This window comes from Idiomarina abyssalis, from assembly GCF_900116625.1.
Lineage (GTDB): Bacteria > Pseudomonadota > Gammaproteobacteria > Enterobacterales > Alteromonadaceae > Idiomarina > Idiomarina abyssalis.
Genome location: NZ_FPBE01000003.1, coordinates 260,357 through 281,318, shown reverse-complemented (window position 1 = coordinate 281,318; position 20,962 = coordinate 260,357). Strand labels below are relative to the sequence as shown.

Sequence of the window (20,962 nt, the reverse complement as noted above, 5' to 3'; positions counted from 1 at the left end):
TGGACTTCCCAGACTTTGCTAGACACTTTTAACAGTTACAATGTAACTTAAACTAGAGGTGTTTATGAGCAAAGGCAAACGGTATACCGAAGAATTCAAGATTGAAGCCGTCAAGCAGGTCACCGAGCGCGGTCACTCTGTTTATGACGTCGCTGATCGTCTGGGCATTTCCGTCAAGTCACTTTACGACTGGCGTGCTAAATACGGTCAGGACAATAAAATCAATAAATCCTCCGATGAACAACTGCGCATAGCAAAGCTTGAGGCCGAGCTAAAACGCGTTAAGGAGGAACGGGATATATTAAAAAAGGCCGCAAAGTACTTTGCAGGCGAGTCCGAGTAAAGTACGCCTTTATCCGTGATCATCAAAATCAGTTCTCTGTTTCAGCCATGTGCCGGGTGTTGAAACTGAACCGCAGTGGTTTCTATGCCTGGCTAAAGAAGCCTTTAAGCAATCGAGCCATAGAAGACGCGAGACTTTTAAAACGCATCAAAGCGTTCTTCATTGCCAGTGGCGGCACTTACGGCAGCCCCTGGATCCACAAAGACTTACGTGAAGCTGGTGAAAAATGCAGTGTCCATCGTGTTGCTAAGATCATGCGTCTCAATAAACTCAGAGCTCAAATCGGCTATAAGCGCCGGCATATCAAAGGCGGTAAGCCTGGCCGGGTGGCAGACAATGTCTTAGAACGGCAGTTTAACCCGAAAGCGCCGAATACTTCGTGGGTAAGCGACATTACCTACGTGCGCACTTACGAGGGCTTCCTTTACGTGGCAACGGTTATCGACTTGTTCTCCAGACGCGTTGTCGGCTGGTCAATGGACAAAAATATGGATAAACACCTGGTTATCAAAGCATTACTGATGGCGGTTTATCAGCGACGCCCGAAAGAGAAAGTTCTGGTACACAGCGATCAGGGCAGCCAATATGGCAGCTCTGATTACCTGACATTCATGAAAGAGCACAACCTAATACCATCGATGAGCCGACGTGGGAACTGCCACGACAACGCTGTTGCTGAAAGCTTTTTTGCCACATTTAAAAAGCGGGTCATCCGGAAGAAGATTTACCCGAGCAGGAACGAAGCGAAGACTGAGATATTTAATTTTATCGAGATGTTTTACAATCCCAAAAAGCGTCATTCTCATACAGGCGGGGTATCACCTGCTAACTTTGAAAAGGCGTACTTTGAGAATCTACAGACTGTCTAGTAAAAGCTGGGAAGTCCAGTAAACTATTCAGGAGATGCTAGCGCCTGTAGTGACCATGGAACGCATGTAGCTGGAACTTTGGGAGGCTCTAGTTACGGAGTTGCTCCTAACGTAACTCTACATGATATTCAAACTTTAGGCTGTGACGGAGGATTAAAATCTGATTCAATAGCTGGTCTTGACTGGATTAAAGCTAACCACGTGAAGCCGGCTGTTGTTAATATGTCACTTGGAGGAGATTTTAGCTCTGCACAAAACGCTGCCATTCAGGATGTAGTAAATTCTGGTATTACAGTTGTCGTTAGTGCGGGGAACGACAACACTGATGCTTGTAATCAAAGTCCGGCTAGTGCACCAGATGCGCTCACAGTGGGCGCTACCGAAAAGGATGACGACAGAGCTTCCTATAGTAACTACGGCACCTGCTTAGATTTATTTGCTCCGGGCAGTAATATCCTTTCAGCCACCAATTCAAGCAACACTGCGTCTGCGAGAAAATACGGCACCTCTATGGCAGCCCCTCATGTTGCTGGTGCTGTGGCAAACTATTTAGAAAAAAACCCAACCGCTACGCCAGCTGACGTCCGTAAGGGAATAGTCGATAACGCTAGCCTTAATAAAGTAAATGGTCCTGGCTCAGGTTCCCCAAATCGCTTATTGTACTCTAGAGTGCATAATGCAAATGCGCCTTCAGTACCTCAAAACTTTAATTTACAAGATATGTACTGTTATGGGAAAAAGAATGCATCTTGGTCGGCGTCTTCAGGTAACGTTAGTCACTATGAAATATGGGCTTCGCCTGATAGCGATTGGAACTACCCATCAAAACGTTATGAAACCACAGGTATAAGCCGCCTTGTGAATTTCAACCAGGATAGGTATGTTAGAGTTAGAGCATGTAACGGCGAGGAATGTAGTATGTTGACTCCAGCTGAATACTCTAAATACCATTCTGCATGCTATTAGTTTCTAGCTTAGTCGTAGTAATTAGCCAAATATTTTGGCCGCAGTAAAAGATTGTTTGATAAAAGACCCGATAAATTTCGGGTCTTTTATTTAGTTGCTCTACTAAGGCTTTGAAAACTGAGTACTTCACTATCAAAGCAAGGACCAGGATACTTAAAGTATAAGAACACGGTTCAGATCACTGGAACACCTCTGCATCATCGACACTTGGCTGCAGACTAATACCTCCAGATTTTCTTGAGAATCAGTGGGCTTCCCATACTTTTCTAGATCATTAAAGGGCAGGAAGGCTAATATACATGTAATTTATTACAGTCTGTAATCGTCACTGATCTGCCAGGCAAAAGCTTCAAACTTTCTGACTATCTGGTGAAAGCTTAAAAGTCCAGAGAACTAAAATATCTGATGGATACCGATTAGTCACCAATCGTAAGCTTGATATTCACGGCTTTCGTACCTTAATTTTTTTACCCACTTCATTGTGTTCTTAAACTGAATCAAATAATAGTTGTCTCGCCAAGCCCTCTGTTCATCCACTATTGCGTAAACCCCTTTAACACCTGACTCATTAAATAGACTTTTTTGTTTACAGTAAAAGAAACGGTATTCGCAGGTCGAGCCGCCCTTCTCGTTTCTGATAGAAACAGCCCCCTCCCAACCGAACTGAGTAGTTTTTAGCTTTTTTAAACTCGTCACATTTGGCTCGAATGACATTTTCATGTTAGGAAACCTGGCCGAAAAAGTTTCTATCGGCAAGACAGCTACTTGGTACGGTTTTTCCTCAAACAACCTTTCAAAATCCGGTAATATATCTTTTTTACTAAAGAGCTCCTGTCGCTCTTGCTTCTTATTAGTCTCGTGGGTGGAGGGCTTTCCAATAACAGTGCCAACACTTTCAGAGAAATTAATTCTTCTATTTAGCCAGTATCGCTTTGCATTAGACAGAACCCAATCTCTTAAAGCAGACATTGAAACTGGCAACTGATCCGTCGATAAATCTAATTCCATTACCGAAATGTTATGCTGTTTAAACTTTCTTATATCGTCTTCTGATTTTTTATTACGTACCTTTATCTCGACTGCTACCCTTTCTTTTTCTGTTTCAAGAACGACATCAGAAATTATGCTGGGACATGGTGATGATTCTAACTCAGCTTTCACTATTCTATGGTGTACGCTTGAGTTTGGCATAACGATACCTTGAGCATTGTAAATAATGTTTTTTGCCAGCTGGTGAAGCATAGACTCAAAAGAGCAGCCCGAACCTCCCTTATGAGAAAAGTGATGGCCACGAATAGGCCCTTTTCTGACTATAAGATTTTCACTGCAAGTTATGCAGAAATACTTACCTGCTCTTTCTGCTTCAGAAATCCCAATAAACTTTCCATCCTCATCTACCGCGAACGTAAGCTTTATGGTGGAGGGGGAGGTTTGCACGTTGTTCTCCTTAACACTAAATGAATAAAATCACAGGCATCAGTACTCAACATGCTGTATTTGTTTTTCCTCTAAATACATGATTTTAGAAAAATCCTAAGCGATTCGATGCTTTTCACCTGTCCACTTGCTATTAGAGCTTTGGGAGGCTCGCCATCAAGATGCTTGCGTGGCGTGTTCAGCCATTCGAGATGATGCAGATCCTGTAGAATTAACTTACGCAGATCCGCGTAGATACCAAGTACAAGCGATGTAACGAAAACAAATTCGTCAGAAAACTCATATTCGGAATCCTGCTCATACTTAAACAGCTCAGCTTCGAAAAGGGAGTATATGGGACTGCCCTTAAGCTCCCAGAACTCAAGAATATTTGTTGCTACTTTAGATGCCTTAGCTGTTTTGTCACGAGTTAACTGCAAACTCTCGCGGTTCAATTCGAAAGTCTGGTAAAGCTCGCTTGTGCTATTTAAGTCAGTACTCATTACTCTCCCCTATAAGAAGGTATCTAGCCAACCACTATACAGATCAAAATAGTATGAGTTGAATAGACTCTTCATAAATTCCATCGATGTAATGCTTGTAACTAAGTAATTTAGTATCGCCAAACTGTATCAACTTCACCAGAGTAAGGAGTTTCAGTTAGCAAATAAAATCCGCTAGTTTTTATCTGCGCTCATAAAGGGGTTCCTAACGTCGTTTATTGGAGGGTCATCGTGACAAACGTCACTGGTATTCAATCGATGACGACGATAGTATGCCAAGTGCCATTTATGAGGATGGATTTGGTGACGAGTATATCCGTGACTAGAAAGTTGAACTGGAAGGCTAGGACGACACTCCACCTCACTGAGGACGGTGACTCATTCCATTTTGACTTGTGTGAAAGGTGCTTCAAAGAGTTAGTAAATAAGGTAAAGAGCATGCAAGCACCTAACGCTCAAGGCGCTTAAGACACTTTTAATAAATCCACTCGGTGCGAGGAACGCCCAGGAACAGTCTATGGCTCTCTGTACACTTACAAAAGGTTGCGCAGCCGATGGCTTTCGTTACTGAGGTAATAGACTTGTGAATTTACGTCAGATGCAAAAACCGACATTGTGTTGGCTTTACGCGAAACTGATAGAGCATTATTTCAATGAGGCACGAGTTTTTGTGCGGATTCTGCCTTCTTGCTTAGCTTTAACAATAGCGGTGTGAAGCATGTGCAAACCAGCAGCTTTCCTTTCAGAGATTTTACGAGTTTGGTTTGAATACATAAACACCTCCAGAATTACCATCGTAGGAGTTACCTACTAACCAGCAAGTCAATCTTACTTCAGCACTCATACAGCTTGCAAGCCCCTTATAAATAGCATCCAATTTGAGGTATTGAGCTTCGCGACACACATTGAAGACTTCATTTCACTACAAGCATCGTGATCGATGAAATATAAGGTTCAGATAAACTTAGCGAGAAGCAAGCATAAACCAAGCTCTTTTATCCAGCCTCAAGCGCCTAGTCAACTAATCTTTTTAGCCGTAATAATTAAACTACTAGTATAACTGTACCCATACCCATATCCGTATCCATACGAACTTTCACCCACACCTCCTGCATGAAAATCCCAATCATAATTTCCACAAGTTACAGGGGTAACACTTACAACCTCAAATCCATCTTGGTTTAGTTTTTCAACTGCGATACTCAGATCGTCACTTAGTCTTTCACTATCAACGACGCAATTGGAGAAGCCAGTTTGAACCCATTGCTTTTCTTTTCTGACTACATCTTTTTCTCCTCCCCAAAAGCCCACCGTTTTTTCTCCAGTAGGAATTCTTACGGTTTTTTCTTTACCTGTTGGAACAAAAAACGCGGGGACAAGTATTACTTTATTCACTATCAAATTCCTTAAGCCGAAAGCTCCAAATTTTACTAAATACTAGAAGACTTAGATGAAGTAACCTTTTCTTTTAAGTTGTTATTGCGTGACTCAGCCATTTTAAGCTTCCCAACTTTGCTAGACGCTTTTAACAGCTGCAATATACCAAAAACGATTTCAGACAGACAATAAATGGTCATCCGAAGATACTGAGAGAACAGAAGAACAGTGCGCGTAAGTCATAGCATTCAGACATTGAGTGAGTTGCGCGATGACGCATTTGACCAAGCAAATACACTATCTAGTAAAACCGATGAACTTAATGAGTTGGATGACTGATTTTTTGAAAGCGAATGGGGTCTAGCGTTCAGTACCCATTCCTTATTCACTCACTGCTGTCTCAATCCGTTCCAAATAGCTAAGCTTTAGGCAGCTTCTTAATAAGCACAAGTTCGCTTTAGATGCTAAGTTCATCATCATTTGCCAAATATCAGTAGCAACTATTTTGCGAATTATAAATTTATTATTCGAATTGGCACAAATTTTCAGAGTTACCATCGTAGAGGTTACTTACTAGCCGTCAAATTAGCCTTACTTCAACACCCTTATGGCTTGCTTACAGGCCTCTTATAGATACCACCCTATTTGGGATATTTGGCCTCCGCCAAGCACATTGAAAACTTCATGCCACTACAAGCAGGCGTGAGGTCAAATGCTAAACACCTCTAACAGTCTATGCGGGTGAGAGACTCCATATCTAAATAAGGCCTTAGCTCACAAGGAGGACCTTATAAAATTTCTAACTTTTTCGATATGTTTCACGTTTCCGCTAGCTATTAGTTTACTTGGTTGGTCATCTTCAAGATGCTTATGTGCCGAATTCATCCACTCAAGATGATGCGTATTCTGCAAGAATAACTTACGCAAGTCAGCATAGATACCAAGTATAAGCGATGCGGCAAAAACAAATTCATCGGAAAATTCATATTCGGAATTCAGCTCATATTTAGACAACTCTCCTTTGAAAAGAGAGTACACAGGACTGTTTTTCAGCTCCCAGAACTCAAGGATATTTATTACTATTTTTGCAGCTTTAGCCGTCTTTTCCTGAGTTAATTGAAGACGCCCACGGTTCAATTCAAAAGCACTATACAGTTCGCTTGCTTGATTTATGTCAGTATCCATACAAAGCCCTCTAAATCTGAGGAAAATACTTTTCAACTAATTGCTTGCCACCTAAAAGTAGCATGGGCAGAAGAAATATTTGCTTTTTATACGCTACCTTTAATTTATACCCTTGGTAAGGTCTATCATTAGTAGCCCCCATTTTCGGCCAAAAAATGTGTGTCCGCGTTTCGTATATCACTGTCAGTCCGCTGCGAGCGAGAACCGGACATTCAGCTTAACGCTGTAGCAACCTACACTATTAATAATGCTAATCAGGAACAGTACTCTAATCCGTACAATGTTGTGCGCTTTATTATTGTGCTATGTATTTAAGTTGTTTAATGTTAGTTAAATATTGCAAGAAAAATCCACTGGTCGAAAAGCCAAGATTTTTATTTTCATAGGAATTTTGAAATTGCAGGGACTTGAACATCTTGACAGTCAATTCGAAAGAGCCGAGTACTTCCAAAGCCTATTGATAGCCAGGGCTACAGGCGGTGAAGCTGACGACGGACATTATCAACTTATTCGTCACGAGTTGCTTAATTCAACTGTAATATCAGAAATGCTACCAAGATGGATAAAAACAAAAAGAAATCTTGATCAGTTCTGGCAATTTATAAAGTCCAAATTTTCTACTTATGAAGAGCGTAGACGCTTCATTTGGACTGAGACTAACCCTATTTTAGAGTTTTTAGAAAGTGGACTATCACATCCTGCCCAGAAAACTATCGATGAAGTGTTAAGTGATTTCGATTCAGATAGTATCCATTTTGCTTGGTCTAAAGCACTTGAGCGAAAGCTTTCAGATCCGGAAGGTGCAATAACAATATCAAGGACAATCCTTGAAAGTGTATGTAAACACATACTTGATGATAAAGGCACTCAGTACAATTTCAACAATATTGAATTATCAGAACTTTATAAACTAACCGCAAAAGAGCTCAACCTTTCACCAGACCAACATAATGAGCAGATTTTTAAACAAATTCTTGGTGGCTGCTCAGGTATTGTAAACGGGTTGGGAACTTTGAGAAATAAACTAGGAGATGCGCATGGGAAAGGAAAGCTACCTGTTAAACCTCAGGCCAGACATGCGGAGCTAGCTGTTAACCTTGCAGGCTCAATGGCACTTTTCCTAATCTCAACTCATGCCAATACCAAAGTATGAGAAACAAAAGGTTCTCCCCCGTTATTCAGGGAAAGGTCAAGGGTCTTTGAATCGCCACCGATAACGTTCACAAGTCTGCCAGACTTGCACGGGACAGTAGACGTTATGAAATTTAGGAGTGTGTAATAATGAATACCTGTATGGCGATTAAATGCGAGACTTGTGAACAGGAAATTGACTGTCGCATCGGGTACTCGAACAGGCGTATACAGCCTTTGATTCTTTCGTGCCCGCATTGCGATTCTCAGCTTGGAATTACTCTCGATATCTCACATGCGCCACGTTCCGAATTTCAATTTGATGGTTGTAGGCCCTCCGAGACCCAACCCTCTGGGCCGTTCGAGAGAGTTAATCCGTTTTTGGACTTACATCTCGATTTTCCAGTACGTTCAGGCAAGTACGAGATGGGGAAAACGCCGTTTTTCATGGCAATGGATGACTTGAAAGTAGCTACAGGTGGAGATCAAGAAAAAGCACATGAAATGCTGCAATTTCATAGTTTTCACCTCAATGCGCTCAACGAAATGACTGAGAAAGCAGGTGAAATAAAAAGGTTAATCAATCTTTACCATGGAAAGAATAAGCAGCTGTTTCAAAAACGAGCGGCCGCCTTTCTAGAAAGGCCAGTAGAAAAATCCCTGCTTCCTCAAGACGTCAATGCAACGCTCTATTGTGTTATTGCAAAGGCATTTTTCCCATTTACTGTATTTGCTCACAACGAAGAGATATCAGAGGGGATGCCAAAGCTGATACAGGCCATTAATCGAGAAAAATTGAGAGAATTCATAAACGATCTCGACTCATCAAAATTTCTGAGCGCGCTCCAGCGTGACTGTCTAAAAATTTACCCTAGGATTTTTGACGCTGAACTGCCAATAAGGCCCGCACTATTTCTTGACCTTATTGGCAACACCGAAGCTGAAAAGGCAGCAACCCGTGTATCTGCGCAGGACTTTTTGAGTATTAAAGACTTGTACAAAGATGTGGTTGAAATACTAAGCCGACAACTTTTGCTTGTAGCCGGCATAAACAATCTCCTGCATAGAGGCGATGCAAATAGCTTTAAAGCAATTGATGGAGGCACGCTACGCGGACTGAAGAAATACTCCGAAAAGGCTCTATCAGAAAAGTTTAAGTATCTTGACGACTGCTGGTTTAAAATAGATATGGACGCCTACAACCTAGATATGCGAAATGCGATTGCCCACAATAACGTGAACTACAGCGGAGTGGATCAGGTTATCACCTATACCCCAGGCGGCGGACGCCTTGAGCTAGGCACGGATAAAGCCATGACATTCCTCGAGTTCATGCGCCTGCTGCTTGTCGCTTTTCGTGAGATGCATGGTCTCCATCATGTGATAAAAAGTCTCTTTTATTACAAATACTTGATACATGATAGAGAAGCAGCAAAATAATATCTGCCAAATCGCTGCAGATTAACAGGTTGCTGAGCTGATAATTCACTGGTAGTCAAGCTGTTAACGTCTGCAATTGGCACACTCCGGAAGTCAAAATCTGGCCTCCAAGAGGCCATTTAGTAAGAACTTTATTAATCAACAGAAAAACGCAGGCCCGCAACCAAGCTTCTTCAAACAAATACAAAATTTTCTAGTAAATAGCTCTGATGCCCCGCCAAACGTTAAGATCGGAATAGAAGATAAGCTAACAGCTCTTTTTAAACAACCTATAGCGCCATAACGCTAGGCTCTCAGTTAGTCGTCGTTCGTAAATTATCAGTAGCGCCTATTGTGCGAATTTAGAATTTATTATGCGAATTGACAGTTCCCCCACCGACCAATGCCGCCGAAGTGCAGGTATGGTGTGGGCTCCGCAGCTCTCGTCGGGTCAAAGATTCCGCATGATGATAGTCAAAAGACACTGACTTAACCGCTGCAATTTCCATAGCTTCCTGCTCGGTCAGTGGCGGTAATATGCCATTAAGCCTCTGCGCCAACATAGTTTTGCCCGTTCCCGGTGGCCCGACGAACAACAAGTGATGTTTACCCGCCGCTGACAACAGCAAAGCTCGTTTTGCCTGCTCCTGCCCCACGACGTCAGCTAAGTCACCTTCATCAATCGCACTCTGCTGAGTCCAGTCTATTGGTTTGGATTCTCTGAGCGGTTCATGCTCATGTAGGTGCTCATACACACTGACCAAGTCCGCCGCTAACCAGCTTTTTTGTTCGCGTACTAACCCCGCCTCCTGCTCGTTAGCTATAGGCACAAAGGCCTGTCGTTTTTTCTTACGGCAAGCTAACAGTGCGGGAATGAGTCCATTCACAGCTCGCAGTTCCCCCGTCAAGGCTAACTCCCCGTAAAACTCCGCCTGCTCCAGAAGAGTATCCGGTATTTGTCCTGACGCAGCCAATATACCCACGGCTATAGCTAAGTCATACCGGGCACCGGTTTTGGGGATATCGGCCGGAGCCAAATTCACCGTAATACGTGTGGCCGGAGGGTACTCAAACCCTGCGTTCATTAAGGCGGTTTTGACCCGGTCGCGAGCCTCCTTAACCGTAGTTGCCGGCATGCCGACCATAGTGAATCCTGGCATTCCCCTCGCCAGATCCACTTCAACCCGAATTTCCGGCGCATGAATACCTATCAGTGCCCGGGTGTACACTCGCGCTAACGCCATCTGTCTCTCCATGACTGAACAACGACCTAACTATAAGCAGCGGGTAAGTCCTTGTCTGTAAGCTAAACACTTCAAGCAATGACCGATATCATTCCTTCTCTCACTTGCTTTTATACCCACTTCTGTCATCATCTTGCCCTAATTAAGAACAAACCGAATAACCAAAGGTCAGTAAAAAGCATGTTCCACCAACTGAACCAACAGTGTCGAAAAGGTCGGTATATAGCACCATTGCTATTACTGGTTTTTATGCTGTGTTGGGGGCAAAACTTTGGTTGGCTGGAAGGCTGTCCTAAGCATCAGGGCGCGCCAGCGGCTGAGCAGCTCGCAGGAAGCCATGCGGACCTGGGAGCAAAACACGAAAGCGCCAAAGCCGACTGCGACAAAACGGCGCATTTATTACAACAATTTCAGTCCGACATAACCTACGCGGCGCTGTCTTTCTTTATTCTTTTAACTTTGGCGTTGAAAGCTACAGCTCAAGAGCACGTAGCCCCAACACTTTTTCTTTTTTCCTGTAAAAGGCGACCCCACGCCGTATTTTGTTGCTTTCTGGAGTAGCGCTTCCAACGGATTCTCATCGTTGGAATACTAACTTCAGGAGTAATGTATGAATAAAATTTTACCGTTATGGCTCGTATCGCTTATTGCTACGCTGCTGCTTTATAGCGCACAAAGCTTAGCGGAAACACCGTCTACTGGCTGGCTCAGTCATGAAGACCACCCGCCGGTGTCGGTAAAGCTGGAACTTACCGGTCATTATGAGGCTGAGCGGAATCTACTACCTGCTCTGTTGCATGTTGAGCTGGATGAAGGCTGGAAAACCTACTGGCGTTCACCCGGCGAAGGCGGCATACCGCCAACCTTTGACTGGTCCGAGTCATCCAATATTAACGATATTGAATGGCACTGGCCCGTCCCCTCACGCTACAGCATTCAGGGCATTGATACCGTGGGGTATCAGGGGTCGTTGACCTTTCCGTTAATGATACAGCTAAGCCCAAATGCCCGGCAGGCACGCATTAGCGGTACGCTGACTATGTCGTCCTGTACCACCGTTTGTGTGTTAACAGAGTACCCAATTAACTTGCACGTTGACCTGGACACCCTGACCGTCGACAGTGATCGTGCCTTTGCCTTTAATCAGGCCATGGGCAAGGTGCCTCGTGAATACGACAGCAATAACGTGAAGCAGGCTATTTGGTCCGACGCCAACCAGCGCGTTCAACTGACCATAGAGCGTGACAACGGCTGGCAAGATCCTCAACTGTTTATACACAGCAACGACGAAGCTCTGGCCGATTCAGAGTTTTCATCACCGAATATTCAGGTGGAAGGAAATACGCTCACGGCGAATATTGAGGTTAGCCACTGGCTGGAGCTGCCGGACCTTAGTGGCGCTGAACTCATCACTACGGTCAGTGATGAAAAGTTTGCCGCTGAATATAAGACCGAGCTAACCGCAGGCACTATTGCTAATAACACACCTCCGCTCTGGGCCATTTTATTGATGGCGTTAGCTGGCGGGCTTATTTTGAACATTATGCCCTGCGTGTTGCCGGTATTAGGCCTGAAAGTTCAAAGCCTTATGTTGTCTGGTGCACAACAGCCGAAGGTGGTGCGTAAGCAGTTTTTTGCGTCATCACTGGGTATTATCAGCTCGTTTCTGATCATTGCCCTGGGGCTGATGGTTCTTCGCTGGTCAGGCGGTTCTGTCGGCTGGGGAATTCAGTTTCAAAACCCTTATTTCATTGCCGTACTGGTTGCTATTACCTGGCTATTCGCATTGAACTTAATGGGCGCCTTTGAGTTTAAATTGCCGTCTTCTTTGAGTACCAGTGCCGCAACCGCCGGCGATGACAGCTACAAAGGGCACTTCCTGCAAGGCATGCTGGCCACGGTTTTGGCAACACCTTGTACTGCACCCTTTTTAGGTACTGCGGTAGCCTTTGCATTAGCTGCTGAATCATCGGTTATTCTGCTGATTTTTGCCGCGCTTGGCGTTGGCATGGCGCTGCCCTGGTTACTCATAGCCGTGTTTCCGAAAGCTGCCAAGTTACTGCCAAAACCCGGCCGCTGGACGCAATGGGTGAAACCCGTTTTCGCCATTATGATGCTGGCAACCTCTGTCTGGCTGACAACCTTGCTGAAAAACTTTATCAGCAACGAGTTATTCCTGGCGCTAACGGTCGGTTTGTCGATTCTGACATTCATTATTATCGGTAAAGTGCATGGCCGCAAGACGCTGTCTTTATCTATTGGCGGCTTTTTAGTATTCGCTGCCGTTGTCGGTACAACGTTAATTCTTACCGCTGACCGTTGGGTCAACAAACTGCCGCAGGACCACCAGTGGCAACCGTTAACACAAGAGCGTATTGATGAAGCCGTGGCCAATGGCCAAACCGTGTTTGTGGATGTGACCGCAGACTGGTGTATCACCTGCCAGGCCAACAAAGTAGGCGTGTTACTGCAAGACCCGGTATTTGCAGCCTTAGGTAAGGAGCACGTCACCCGCCTGCGTGGCGACTGGACCAAAGCCAACGAGAGCATTACCCAATACCTGAAAGCCAACAACACCTTTGGTGTGCCCTTTAACAAAGTTTATGGGCCCGGCGCTCCGGACGGCATAACCCTGCCCGTAGTGCTCAGTAAAGACAAAGTCATGGCCGCGCTGGAGGATGCTCGTGAGCAATAGCAAAGCAAAAACGTCCTGGGCAAAACGGCTACGAACCGCAGCGCTTTATATTGTGCTGTTCTCGGTAGTGGCGTTCGTGGTCGACGCCTTTCGTAATAGTGACGTGCCGGAGTCTGTGCCGGCCGAGCTGTCGTCATTAACAGACATAAACGGCGAGCAATATAACTTACGCGAAATGAGCAAGGACAGCCCCGTTGTACTGTATTTTTGGGCAACCTGGTGTCCTGTTTGCCCGGCGGTCTCGCCTACGGTTGATTACGTTGGTAGCCACTACCCGACCATTAGCGTGGCATTGCGCTCTGGCGACAACGACAAACTGACGCGCTACGCGCAGGCGAAAGGGTATGAGTTTCCTATTGTTAACGACAACCTCAACCGCGTATCAAACGGCTGGCAGGTATCTGCCACGCCAACCATCATCATTATTGAAAACGGTGACATTGTTTCAGCGACAACGGGGGTCACAACGCCTCCGGGTTTGTTTATTCGCCTTTGGTTTCACCAGTTTTTTTGAAGTAGGAAAGTAGTATGAATTTTATCTATAAAACGTTTTTCATCGTTGCTTTTATCTTTAGTAGCAACGTATTTGCGCAAGATTTAAACCCGCAACAAGAAGAAGACTTGGAAAAAGTCGAACAGCTATTGCGTGAAAACCCGCAGCTAATTTCAAACATTCACCGAGGCTTGCAACGCTTTTTAGAACAGCAAAGTGAGCAAAAAAACGCCTTCGCTAACCATCAGGGGTGGCTGTATCAGTCGGCGGCACATCCAATTTTAGGTGACAAAGATGCGCCGCATAAAATCGTTGTATTTACCGACTACAACTGCCCGTTTTGCAAGAAGTTAGAGCCTGGCCTTCATAAACTGATTGAGGAATACCCGTCTATTCAGGTCGTGAACATTTTCGTGCCTTTACGCCAACAGCAGGTTGATGGGCTCAAAACCAATTCCGCACTTTATGGACTGAACCTGTGGCGCAATGACCCTAAGGCGTTCTTTGAATCTCATAACCTAATGATGAAAAAGTCGGGCATGCATACCGCTGACTCACTGCAAAGCGTTGCGCAAGTCACGGGTACCGAGGCCTTTTTGTCACCGTCCAGCGAAAGCGAAGCGGTTATTCGCAAAAATATGTCAGCATTTCGCGAACTAGGCTTTCGCGGCACACCGACCATCATCATTGGTCAGCAGGTAACGCCTGGTTATATTCCTTATGACAAGCTGGAAACCATAGCTACCGAGCAGTTTGAACTAGATTAACTGAGAAATAGATAGGGAGCTTGCTACAAGCTCCCTTCTTTAAAGGATTACTTGATAAAGGCTTCGGCTCGTACTAACATTTGTGAGTACACATTTAAAAGAGAACCATCATGGAAACAAGAATTCAGTTTCGTATCGATGAACAAACAAAACACTTAGCGCAGCAGCAGGCTGAGAGTGAAGGTCGGACTTTGAGTGACGCGTGTCGGCAACTTGCCGAGCAGCTAGCATCGGAGCGTCGAAAACAGCTATCGCAGGACAGCTGGCTTACAGAACAAGTGAACCAGGCATTCCAGAAGTTGGAGTCTGGCCAGTCTGAGTTCATGGATAACGAACAAGCAAAAAACCGCATGGAAAAATTTAAGGCTCAAATTCGTAAATAAGGCGTGCAAATGATTTATTGGGAAGAGGATGCCCTGAAAGACAGAGAAAGGATTTTCGAGTTTCTTTACAATTTTAACCCCATAGTGGCCGAACAAACCGATTCACTGATACAAAACAAAGTCGAAACATTGCTTGAGCAGCCCTATATTGGCGTTAAACGCGAGAATATAAAGGGAAGGCTTTTAATCCTCCCCGATGTTTCAATGCTTGTCCCTTACTATATTGACGGAACCAACATACGAGTTTTGCGCGTACTGCATGAGAAGCAGCAGTTTCCATTTACGTAGGCGTCTTACCAATAGTTCTCAGAAGTTACATTACCGGGCTTACGGCGGGTGTTTTTAGCAAGCCCTAACTCAGCCAGCGCGGCGCGTGACTCTTTTATCATGTCGGGGTTACCACAGAGCATGACTTGTGCGCGGCTATCTAGCGGTGTGCCGAGTGCATCGCTTAATTGACCTGAACCAATCAGTTCAGGAATGCGAGCAGAAAAAGCCCCCGGAATGTTTTCACGGGTTATAACAGGTTGATAACCCAACTGCCCGGGATACTCTTGTTGCCACTGCTCTATTTGCCCCTGATAAACCAGGTCTTCTGCCACACGAACACCATGCACCAGGTTAATGCGTTTGAATCTTTCCCACGGCTTTTCGGTTCTTAGCATAGAAATGAACGGGCCAATGCCGGTTCCGGTAGAAAGCATCCACAAGCTATCGCCGTCCGGCACTTCGTCCAGTGTAAAAAAGCCACCGGCGGGCTGGGTGATGTCGACACTGTCGCCAGGCTGCAACTTAGCGAGCTTAGTACTAACCTCGCCGTCTTCCACTTCGGCTATGACAAAATCCAGTATGGCTTCGCCCGGCGCACTGGCCAGCGAGTAGGCACGCAATAGCTGCTCGCCACCCACATTCAGGCCTAAACGGACAAACTGCCCTGCCTTAAAATCAAACGGCTCGGCCACAACTCTTAAACTGAAAACGCCAGAACTCCAACGGTAATTCTCGACAACTTTCCCACTAATCCATTGGATCATACGTCTGACTTAGTCCTTGTTTTGGTTCTTGGTCGCTTCCAGTTCTTTTTCTAACAGCTCAACTCGCTCGCGCAGGCGCAGTAACATTTGCTGCTGTACGTCCAGCTCTTCGCGGGTCACTAAGTCGAGTTTAGACAGCTGTGACTGCAGCGTTTGTTTAACACGCTGCTCCATATTGCCCGCCAGCTCTTTTACGCCGGCTGGCATGCTGTCGTTAATTTGGCGAGCAATATTCTCTATTGTTTTGTTGTCCATAAGTCTCTCTTTGTGTAAATCGTTGCTTATTCATTTAGCTTAGCAGGAGATTCAGGTAAAATCCGAGCTTCTTATCGGCTTTTTCACGAATCAGGAACTCCGCGGCGCCCATGCTGAACGATCGCCAGAACCAGGCTGTACATTATATTCAGGGTCCTTTATTGGTGCTGGCCGGTGCCGGTAGCGGTAAAACGCGGGTTATTACCGAGAAAATTGCCTACCTTATTCGTCAGCAAATTTACACGGCACGCCAAATTGGCGCGGTGACTTTCACCAACAAAGCCGCCAAAGAGATGAAAGAGCGTATTGCGCAAACCTTGCCGAAAGCGCAGCTGCGCGGTTTAACCGTGTGTACCTTTCATACTCTGGGGCTGAATATTATCCGGCGCGAACTCAGCACTCTGGGGTTTAAGCCCGGTTTTTCATTGTTTGACGACCAGGACACCTACGCCCTTCTAAACGCTCTTACTGAAGATGTATTTGAGGGCGATAAAGCGCTGATTCAAGCCTGTCAGCACCAGATAGGCCACTGGAAGAACGCCATGCTTTCCCCTGAGCAAGCCTTAGAAAAAGCCGGAAACGATCAGGAAAATGCTTTCGCGCAGGTTTATCAGCAGTACCAAAATAACCTGAGTGCCTGCAATGCGGTTGACTTTGACGACCTGATTCGTCTGCCAACCTTACTGCTGGCAACCAATGAAAACGCCCGCGCGCGCTGGCAAAAGAAGTTTCAATACCTATTGGTGGACGAGTATCAGGACACCAACACCAGTCAGTACCAGTTGGTTAAATTACTGGTGGGCGAGCGTGCCCGTTTTACCGTGGTGGGCGACGATGACCAGTCCATTTACTCCTGGCGCGGTGCGCAACCGAAGAACCTCGCACTGTTAAAGCAGGACTTCCCGCAACTGGAAGTGGTGAAACTGGAGCAGAATTACCGGTCGCACGGCCGTATTCTGAAAGCGGCGAACATACTCATTGAAAATAATCCGCACGTCTTTGAGAAAAAGTTGTTTTCTGAGATGGAATACGGCGAGCCGCTGAGTGTTATCTTTGGCCGGAATGAAGAACATGAAGCCGAAAGGGTCATAGCTGAAATTGTGAAGCAGCGGTTCCTGCGTAAAACGCCGTATCACCATTTTGCCATTTTATACCGGGGTAACCATCAGTCGCGCTTGTTTGAGAAGGCGCTAATGAACAACCGTATTCCGTACAAAATTACCGGTGGTCAGTCATTCTTTGCCCGTGCGGAAGTCAAAGACATTATGGCTTACCTGCGGTTATTGGTGAACCCAACCGACGACACCGCCTTTCTGCGTATTATTAACACGCCGCGCCGTGGCATTGGTCCGCAAACCGTGGAGCGCATTGGTCGTTTGTCGCAGGAGTTAGGCTGCAGCTTATTTGAAGCCTGCCAGTCACCCCACTTAAAAACGCAGCTCAGCACCGGTGTTTTTCAGCATGTGGACGTGTTCCGTAATATGATAGATACCCTCGCTCGTCAGGCTGATCATCAGGAAGATGCCAGCGATGCGGTGCGACAGTTGCTCAGCGAAATTGGTTACGAGGACTGGTTGTTTGAACAAAGCCCCAGTGCAAAAGCGGCCGAAATGCGGATTAAAAACGTGTACGAGCTGCATCGCTGGGTGTCCGATATGCTAAAAGGCGATGCCGAGCATGAGCCTATGGAACTGAATCAGGTCGTCAGCCGTTTATCTCTGCGCGATATGATGTCCCGCAACGAAGATGACGAGCAGTTTGAGCAGGTGCAGTTAATGACTCTGCATGCGTCCAAAGGTCTGGAATTTCCTTACGTGTTTTTGGTGGGAATGGAAGAAGGCTTACTGCCGCACCAAAGCAGTATTGATGAAAACAACATTGAAGAAGAGCGTCGGCTGGCTTATGTGGGCATAACCCGGGCACAGCATAAGTTAGTCTTCACTATGGCGAAAGAGCGCCGCCAGTTTGGGGAAAAGCTTGAGCCGCAGCCCAGTCGTTTCCTGCTAGAGCTCCCTCAGGATGACTTAGAATGGGAACACCGCAAGCAGAAATCAGATGAAGAGCGGGAAGAACAAAGAAGTCAGGGGCTGGAAATGTTGAAGAATGCGCTTAAATAGCGCCGGTGATAACGATTACGCGCACACGAAGCTGGAGTCGTCGTCTTTAACGATACGGCTTTCATAGTTTTGGTCAATAAAACTCCCCTGACCAATAGTGACGCCCTGTTTTTCAACGTCGTCCTTTTGTGTTTCAGTCTCTAAACCGTCTGCATAAACCTCAATATTCAGTTCATGACACAGCGTAACTATGTGCTTAAGCATGGCCTGAGCACGGTTATTGCTGCTTAGCCGGGCAATATAATGATGATCCAGCTTTAATACCGTAAACGGGAAGTTATACAAGAACTGCAACGGCCCGGAGCCACTACCAAAATTATCGATAACCAGTGTAAAGCCGAATTCCGACAGCCGCCTGAGACTTGCGAGCACCCGTCGGCCATCTTTCACCAAATCAGTTTCATCAAACTCTAACGCAATATTTTCCGGCTTGGCGCCGCTGTCCATAACGATATTAACCAGCTCATTCAGGTGGCTGGTTTTTAGCAGGTGCCTAACCGATAAATTAAGATGCAACGACGTTTCATTGCTGACCTTATTTTCAACCAGCCAGCGACTGGCGGTACGTAAAACAAACCTGTCGAGCTTAACAATAAGCCCCGTCCGCTCAGCAAGAGGCAGAAACTCCTCGCTGTCGAAACTGTAACGGGGATCATCCCACACTAACTTTGCTTCTACCGCTTTCACATCGCCTGTTTTTAAATCAACGATTGGTTGATAGCTAACAGCAAAGTCCTTGTCGACTTTCGCGTGTCTCAACGCCGTTTCTTTGCGTACACTGTCGACAAGCGTTTCATGCATACTGTCGTCGAATAATACGTAACGGCCCCGCCCCATGCCTTTAGCCTGATACATAGCAGCGTCTGCGTCACGCAGGAGACGTTCCGCCGAGTCCGTCTCTTCAAGACACTCGGCAATACCAATACTGGCACCGGAGTAATGTTCCTGCCCATTCAGCTGAAACGGCTCACTCATTTGTTGGATCATTCGCTTGGCAACGTCTTTCGCGTCATCAATGCTGGTAATGGTATCCAGTAAGATAACGAACTCATCACCGCCCAAACGCGCAACCATGTCGTTGTCACGCACACAGTCGCCAATACGCTTACTCACTTCCAGCAAAAATTCGTCACCAGCAGAGTGACCAAGGGTATCGTTAATGTTTTTAAAACGGTCAAGGTCGACAAACAATACCGCAAAATGATGTTCAGGATGGCGGCGCTTATGCGCTACAGCCTGCTGCAGGCGCTCATTAAACAAAATCCGGTTGGGTAACCCGGTCAGGTTATCGTGATGTGCAGCGTGGAATAAGTTGGACTCTGTTTTCTTTCGACGCTCAATTTCTGATACAAGCTCTTCGGTGCGCTCTGCCACTTTCTTCTCAAGAAACTGGTTCACTCGTTGAATTTCTTCAGCGGAACGCTTTCTGTCGATAGCAACAGCAACGTGCTGCGAAACAAAGTTCAGCAGCTCCAGGTCATCATTTTGATAAAGGAAGTCACCGTCATAAGTCTGCACCGCAATAACACCAAACACCTGACCGTTCATCATTAGCGGACTGCCCAGCCACTGCTTCGCCAGCTTCATGCCGCCATAACCTAATTCAATTTCATTCTTTTTCAGTAACTTCTGCCTGACAGCCGCATTCACAAAAGCCGGCTCCTGCTTTTTAATGACGTACTCAGTCAAACCTTTACCTACGCGACGACGTTCTGCTTTTGCGCCCGTCTCGTCTACGTGATAAGGAAAATGCAGAAACTTTTTATCATCCGACAGCAACGCCACATAAAAGTTATCGGCATGAATGAGTTTGCCAATTTGCCGGTGCAATTGTCGGTAAAACGCATTCATGTCATCAGAGGTATTGGTCAACTCTGAAATTGCGAACAGCACCGAAGTCTGCTGCTCAGCCCTTTCCCGAATGGTGATTTCGCTCATCAGGCTTTCATTGGCATGTCGAAGTTCGGCAGTCTGGTGCTCTATTTCGCTTTGCATTAAATCGCGTTGTTTTAAGCGTTCAAGTGCATTCACTACGTGTTGCGAAACAAAGGTCAACAGGTCTTCGTCAGAGGTATCGTAGCGGACATCGGCACTGTAGCTCTGCACAACCATAACGCCAATAGTAATATCACCACGTTTAAGAGGGACACCCAGCCAGTCCTGGTGTTCGGCTCCCAAACCTTCAATTTCATTGTTATCAATAAGCCGTTGGTAGACTTCAGGTGGGCATAAAAGCGACTGGCCCTTTCTTAAAACGTAGCCAGTTAAACCTTTACTGAGTTGCTCAATTGGAATGCGTTCGAATATCGTGTCTTGATCAATTTCATCAACAAAGTAGACAAAATCGACAAGCTCTTCCTGAGGTTCATAAAGGCAGATGTAAAAGTTGCGGGCATACATCAGTTCGCCGATGATTTCATGCAGTGACTGGTAAAAGTTATCCATTTCGCGTGCAGAAGCCGCCAGCTCCGAAATTCGAAACAGCGCCTTTTGTACGACTTCAGCCGATCGGTATTTTTGAGTCAACCCTTTTAAACGGGTAATGACCTTTTGCAAGCGTTCATTTTCAGTTTGTAACTCCTGAAGCTGCTCCTTGCTTACCTTACGGTCTGTCATCCAGGTTCACCTTTAAACACTGACACTCCTTGCCGCAAATACACTTTTTTAACACTTGTTAGGTTTAATAACAGTCGTACAGTATAGACCTCTGTCAAAAAATAAAAAAGATTTGTAAAGAAATAATTGGAACGAGGAAATTTCGGGGA

General features: G+C 45.7%; 19 protein-coding genes. 11 read left to right on the top strand and 8 right to left on the bottom strand.

The window, feature by feature from the left end; translation table 11 throughout:
- Window positions 1-64 precede the first annotated feature (64 nt).
- Both BM359_RS08430 and BM359_RS08425 read left to right on the top strand, forming a co-directional pair.
- Window positions 65-1,212, top strand: a protein-coding gene (locus BM359_RS08430) for an IS3 family transposase (RefSeq protein ID WP_143441137.1) whose coding sequence is annotated in 2 segments (ribosomal slippage) — window positions 65-302 and window positions 302-1,212 — 1,149 coding nt in all. Because the reading frame shifts where the segments join, the coding sequence is not laid out codon by codon here.
- Window positions 1,213-1,218: 6 nt separating this feature from the next.
- The gene (locus BM359_RS08425) at window positions 1,219-2,178 is read left to right on the top strand and encodes a S8 family peptidase (RefSeq protein WP_082332148.1); all 960 of its coding nucleotides are present in this window, start codon (window positions 1,219-1,221) and stop codon (window positions 2,176-2,178) included.
- A gap of 420 nt (window positions 2,179-2,598) precedes the next feature.
- Here the strand turns inward: BM359_RS08425 and BM359_RS08420 are convergent, their stop codons facing one another.
- From BM359_RS08420 to BM359_RS08400, 4 genes are all read right to left on the bottom strand, one after another.
- The gene (locus BM359_RS08420; RefSeq protein ID WP_054488566.1) at window positions 2,599-3,615 is read right to left on the bottom strand and encodes a competence protein CoiA family protein; all 1,017 of its coding nucleotides are present in this window, start codon (window positions 3,613-3,615) and stop codon (window positions 2,599-2,601) included.
- A 71-nt stretch (window positions 3,616-3,686) separates the two neighbouring features.
- Window positions 3,687-4,097 carry a hypothetical protein gene (locus BM359_RS08415; RefSeq protein ID WP_054488568.1) on the bottom strand — a complete coding sequence of 137 codons (411 nt, stop codon included), beginning with the start codon at window positions 4,095-4,097 and terminating at the stop codon, window positions 3,687-3,689.
- Between the two features lie 1,017 nt (window positions 4,098-5,114).
- Complete coding sequence (locus BM359_RS08405) at window positions 5,115-5,492, bottom strand: hypothetical protein (RefSeq protein WP_054488572.1); 378 nt, start codon at window positions 5,490-5,492, stop codon at window positions 5,115-5,117.
- A gap of 756 nt (window positions 5,493-6,248) precedes the next feature.
- A complete protein-coding gene (locus BM359_RS08400; protein WP_054488574.1) occupies window positions 6,249-6,659 on the bottom strand; it encodes a hypothetical protein in 411 nt (136 codons plus the stop codon).
- Window positions 6,660-6,996: 337 nt separating this feature from the next.
- Here BM359_RS08400 and BM359_RS08395 point away from each other — a divergent pair, with 337 nt between their 5' ends.
- Both BM359_RS08395 and BM359_RS08390 read left to right on the top strand, forming a co-directional pair.
- Window positions 6,997-7,812, top strand: coding sequence for an abortive infection family protein (locus BM359_RS08395; protein ID WP_200795877.1), 816 nt, complete (start codon window positions 6,997-6,999; stop codon window positions 7,810-7,812).
- A 425-nt stretch (window positions 7,813-8,237) separates the two neighbouring features.
- The gene (locus tag BM359_RS08390) at window positions 8,238-9,230 is read left to right on the top strand and encodes a hypothetical protein (RefSeq protein WP_234972481.1); all 993 of its coding nucleotides are present in this window, start codon (window positions 8,238-8,240) and stop codon (window positions 9,228-9,230) included.
- A 341-nt stretch (window positions 9,231-9,571) separates the two neighbouring features.
- Here BM359_RS08390 and BM359_RS08385 read toward each other — a convergent pair whose 3' ends face one another.
- A complete protein-coding gene (locus BM359_RS08385; RefSeq protein WP_074930825.1) occupies window positions 9,572-10,453 on the bottom strand; it encodes a YifB family Mg chelatase-like AAA ATPase in 882 nt (293 codons plus the stop codon).
- Between the two features lie 180 nt (window positions 10,454-10,633).
- Here BM359_RS08385 and BM359_RS08380 point away from each other — a divergent pair, with 180 nt between their 5' ends.
- The 6 genes from BM359_RS08380 (at window position 10,634) to BM359_RS08355 (ending at window position 15,079) form a co-directional block, all read left to right on the top strand.
- Window positions 10,634-11,014: a hypothetical protein gene (locus BM359_RS08380; protein ID WP_054488578.1), complete on the top strand. Its 381-nt coding sequence runs from the start codon at window positions 10,634-10,636 to the stop codon at window positions 11,012-11,014.
- Between the two features lie 49 nt (window positions 11,015-11,063).
- Window positions 11,064-13,148, top strand: coding sequence for a protein-disulfide reductase DsbD family protein (locus BM359_RS08375; RefSeq protein WP_054488580.1), 2,085 nt, complete (start codon window positions 11,064-11,066; stop codon window positions 13,146-13,148).
- Window positions 13,138-13,662, top strand: coding sequence for a protein disulfide oxidoreductase (locus tag BM359_RS08370; protein ID WP_054488582.1), 525 nt, complete (start codon window positions 13,138-13,140; stop codon window positions 13,660-13,662). The genes BM359_RS08375 and BM359_RS08370 overlap by 11 nt, the downstream gene beginning before the upstream one ends.
- Before the next feature lie 14 nt (window positions 13,663-13,676).
- Complete coding sequence (locus tag BM359_RS08365) at window positions 13,677-14,408, top strand: DsbA family protein (RefSeq protein WP_054488584.1); 732 nt, start codon at window positions 13,677-13,679, stop codon at window positions 14,406-14,408.
- 110 nt (window positions 14,409-14,518) lie between these two features.
- Window positions 14,519-14,791 carry a type II toxin-antitoxin system RelB/DinJ family antitoxin gene (locus BM359_RS08360; RefSeq protein WP_054488587.1) on the top strand — a complete coding sequence of 91 codons (273 nt, stop codon included), beginning with the start codon at window positions 14,519-14,521 and terminating at the stop codon, window positions 14,789-14,791.
- A 9-nt stretch (window positions 14,792-14,800) separates the two neighbouring features.
- The gene (locus BM359_RS08355; protein ID WP_054488589.1) at window positions 14,801-15,079 is read left to right on the top strand and encodes a type II toxin-antitoxin system RelE/ParE family toxin; all 279 of its coding nucleotides are present in this window, start codon (window positions 14,801-14,803) and stop codon (window positions 15,077-15,079) included.
- A 5-nt stretch (window positions 15,080-15,084) separates the two neighbouring features.
- Here the strand turns inward: BM359_RS08355 and BM359_RS08350 are convergent, their stop codons facing one another.
- Together BM359_RS08350 and BM359_RS08345 are read right to left on the bottom strand one after the other, a co-directional pair.
- Window positions 15,085-15,825 (bottom strand): ferredoxin--NADP reductase, encoded by a 741-nt coding sequence (locus BM359_RS08350; protein WP_054488590.1) that lies wholly within the window; start codon window positions 15,823-15,825, stop codon window positions 15,085-15,087.
- Window positions 15,826-15,834: 9 nt separating this feature from the next.
- Window positions 15,835-16,080: an accessory factor UbiK family protein gene (locus tag BM359_RS08345; RefSeq protein ID WP_011233471.1), complete on the bottom strand. Its 246-nt coding sequence runs from the start codon at window positions 16,078-16,080 to the stop codon at window positions 15,835-15,837.
- Between the two features lie 110 nt (window positions 16,081-16,190).
- On the opposite strand from BM359_RS08345, the gene rep reads away from it, so the two are divergent.
- Window positions 16,191-18,197, top strand: a complete 2,007-nt coding sequence (gene rep / locus BM359_RS08340) for a DNA helicase Rep (protein ID WP_054488592.1) — start codon at window positions 16,191-16,193, stop codon at window positions 18,195-18,197.
- A gap of 15 nt (window positions 18,198-18,212) precedes the next feature.
- Here rep and BM359_RS08335 read toward each other — a convergent pair whose 3' ends face one another.
- Window positions 18,213-20,813 (bottom strand): sensor domain-containing phosphodiesterase, encoded by a 2,601-nt coding sequence (locus BM359_RS08335; protein WP_054488594.1) that lies wholly within the window; start codon window positions 20,811-20,813, stop codon window positions 18,213-18,215.
- Window positions 20,814-20,962: the final 149 nt, after the last annotated feature.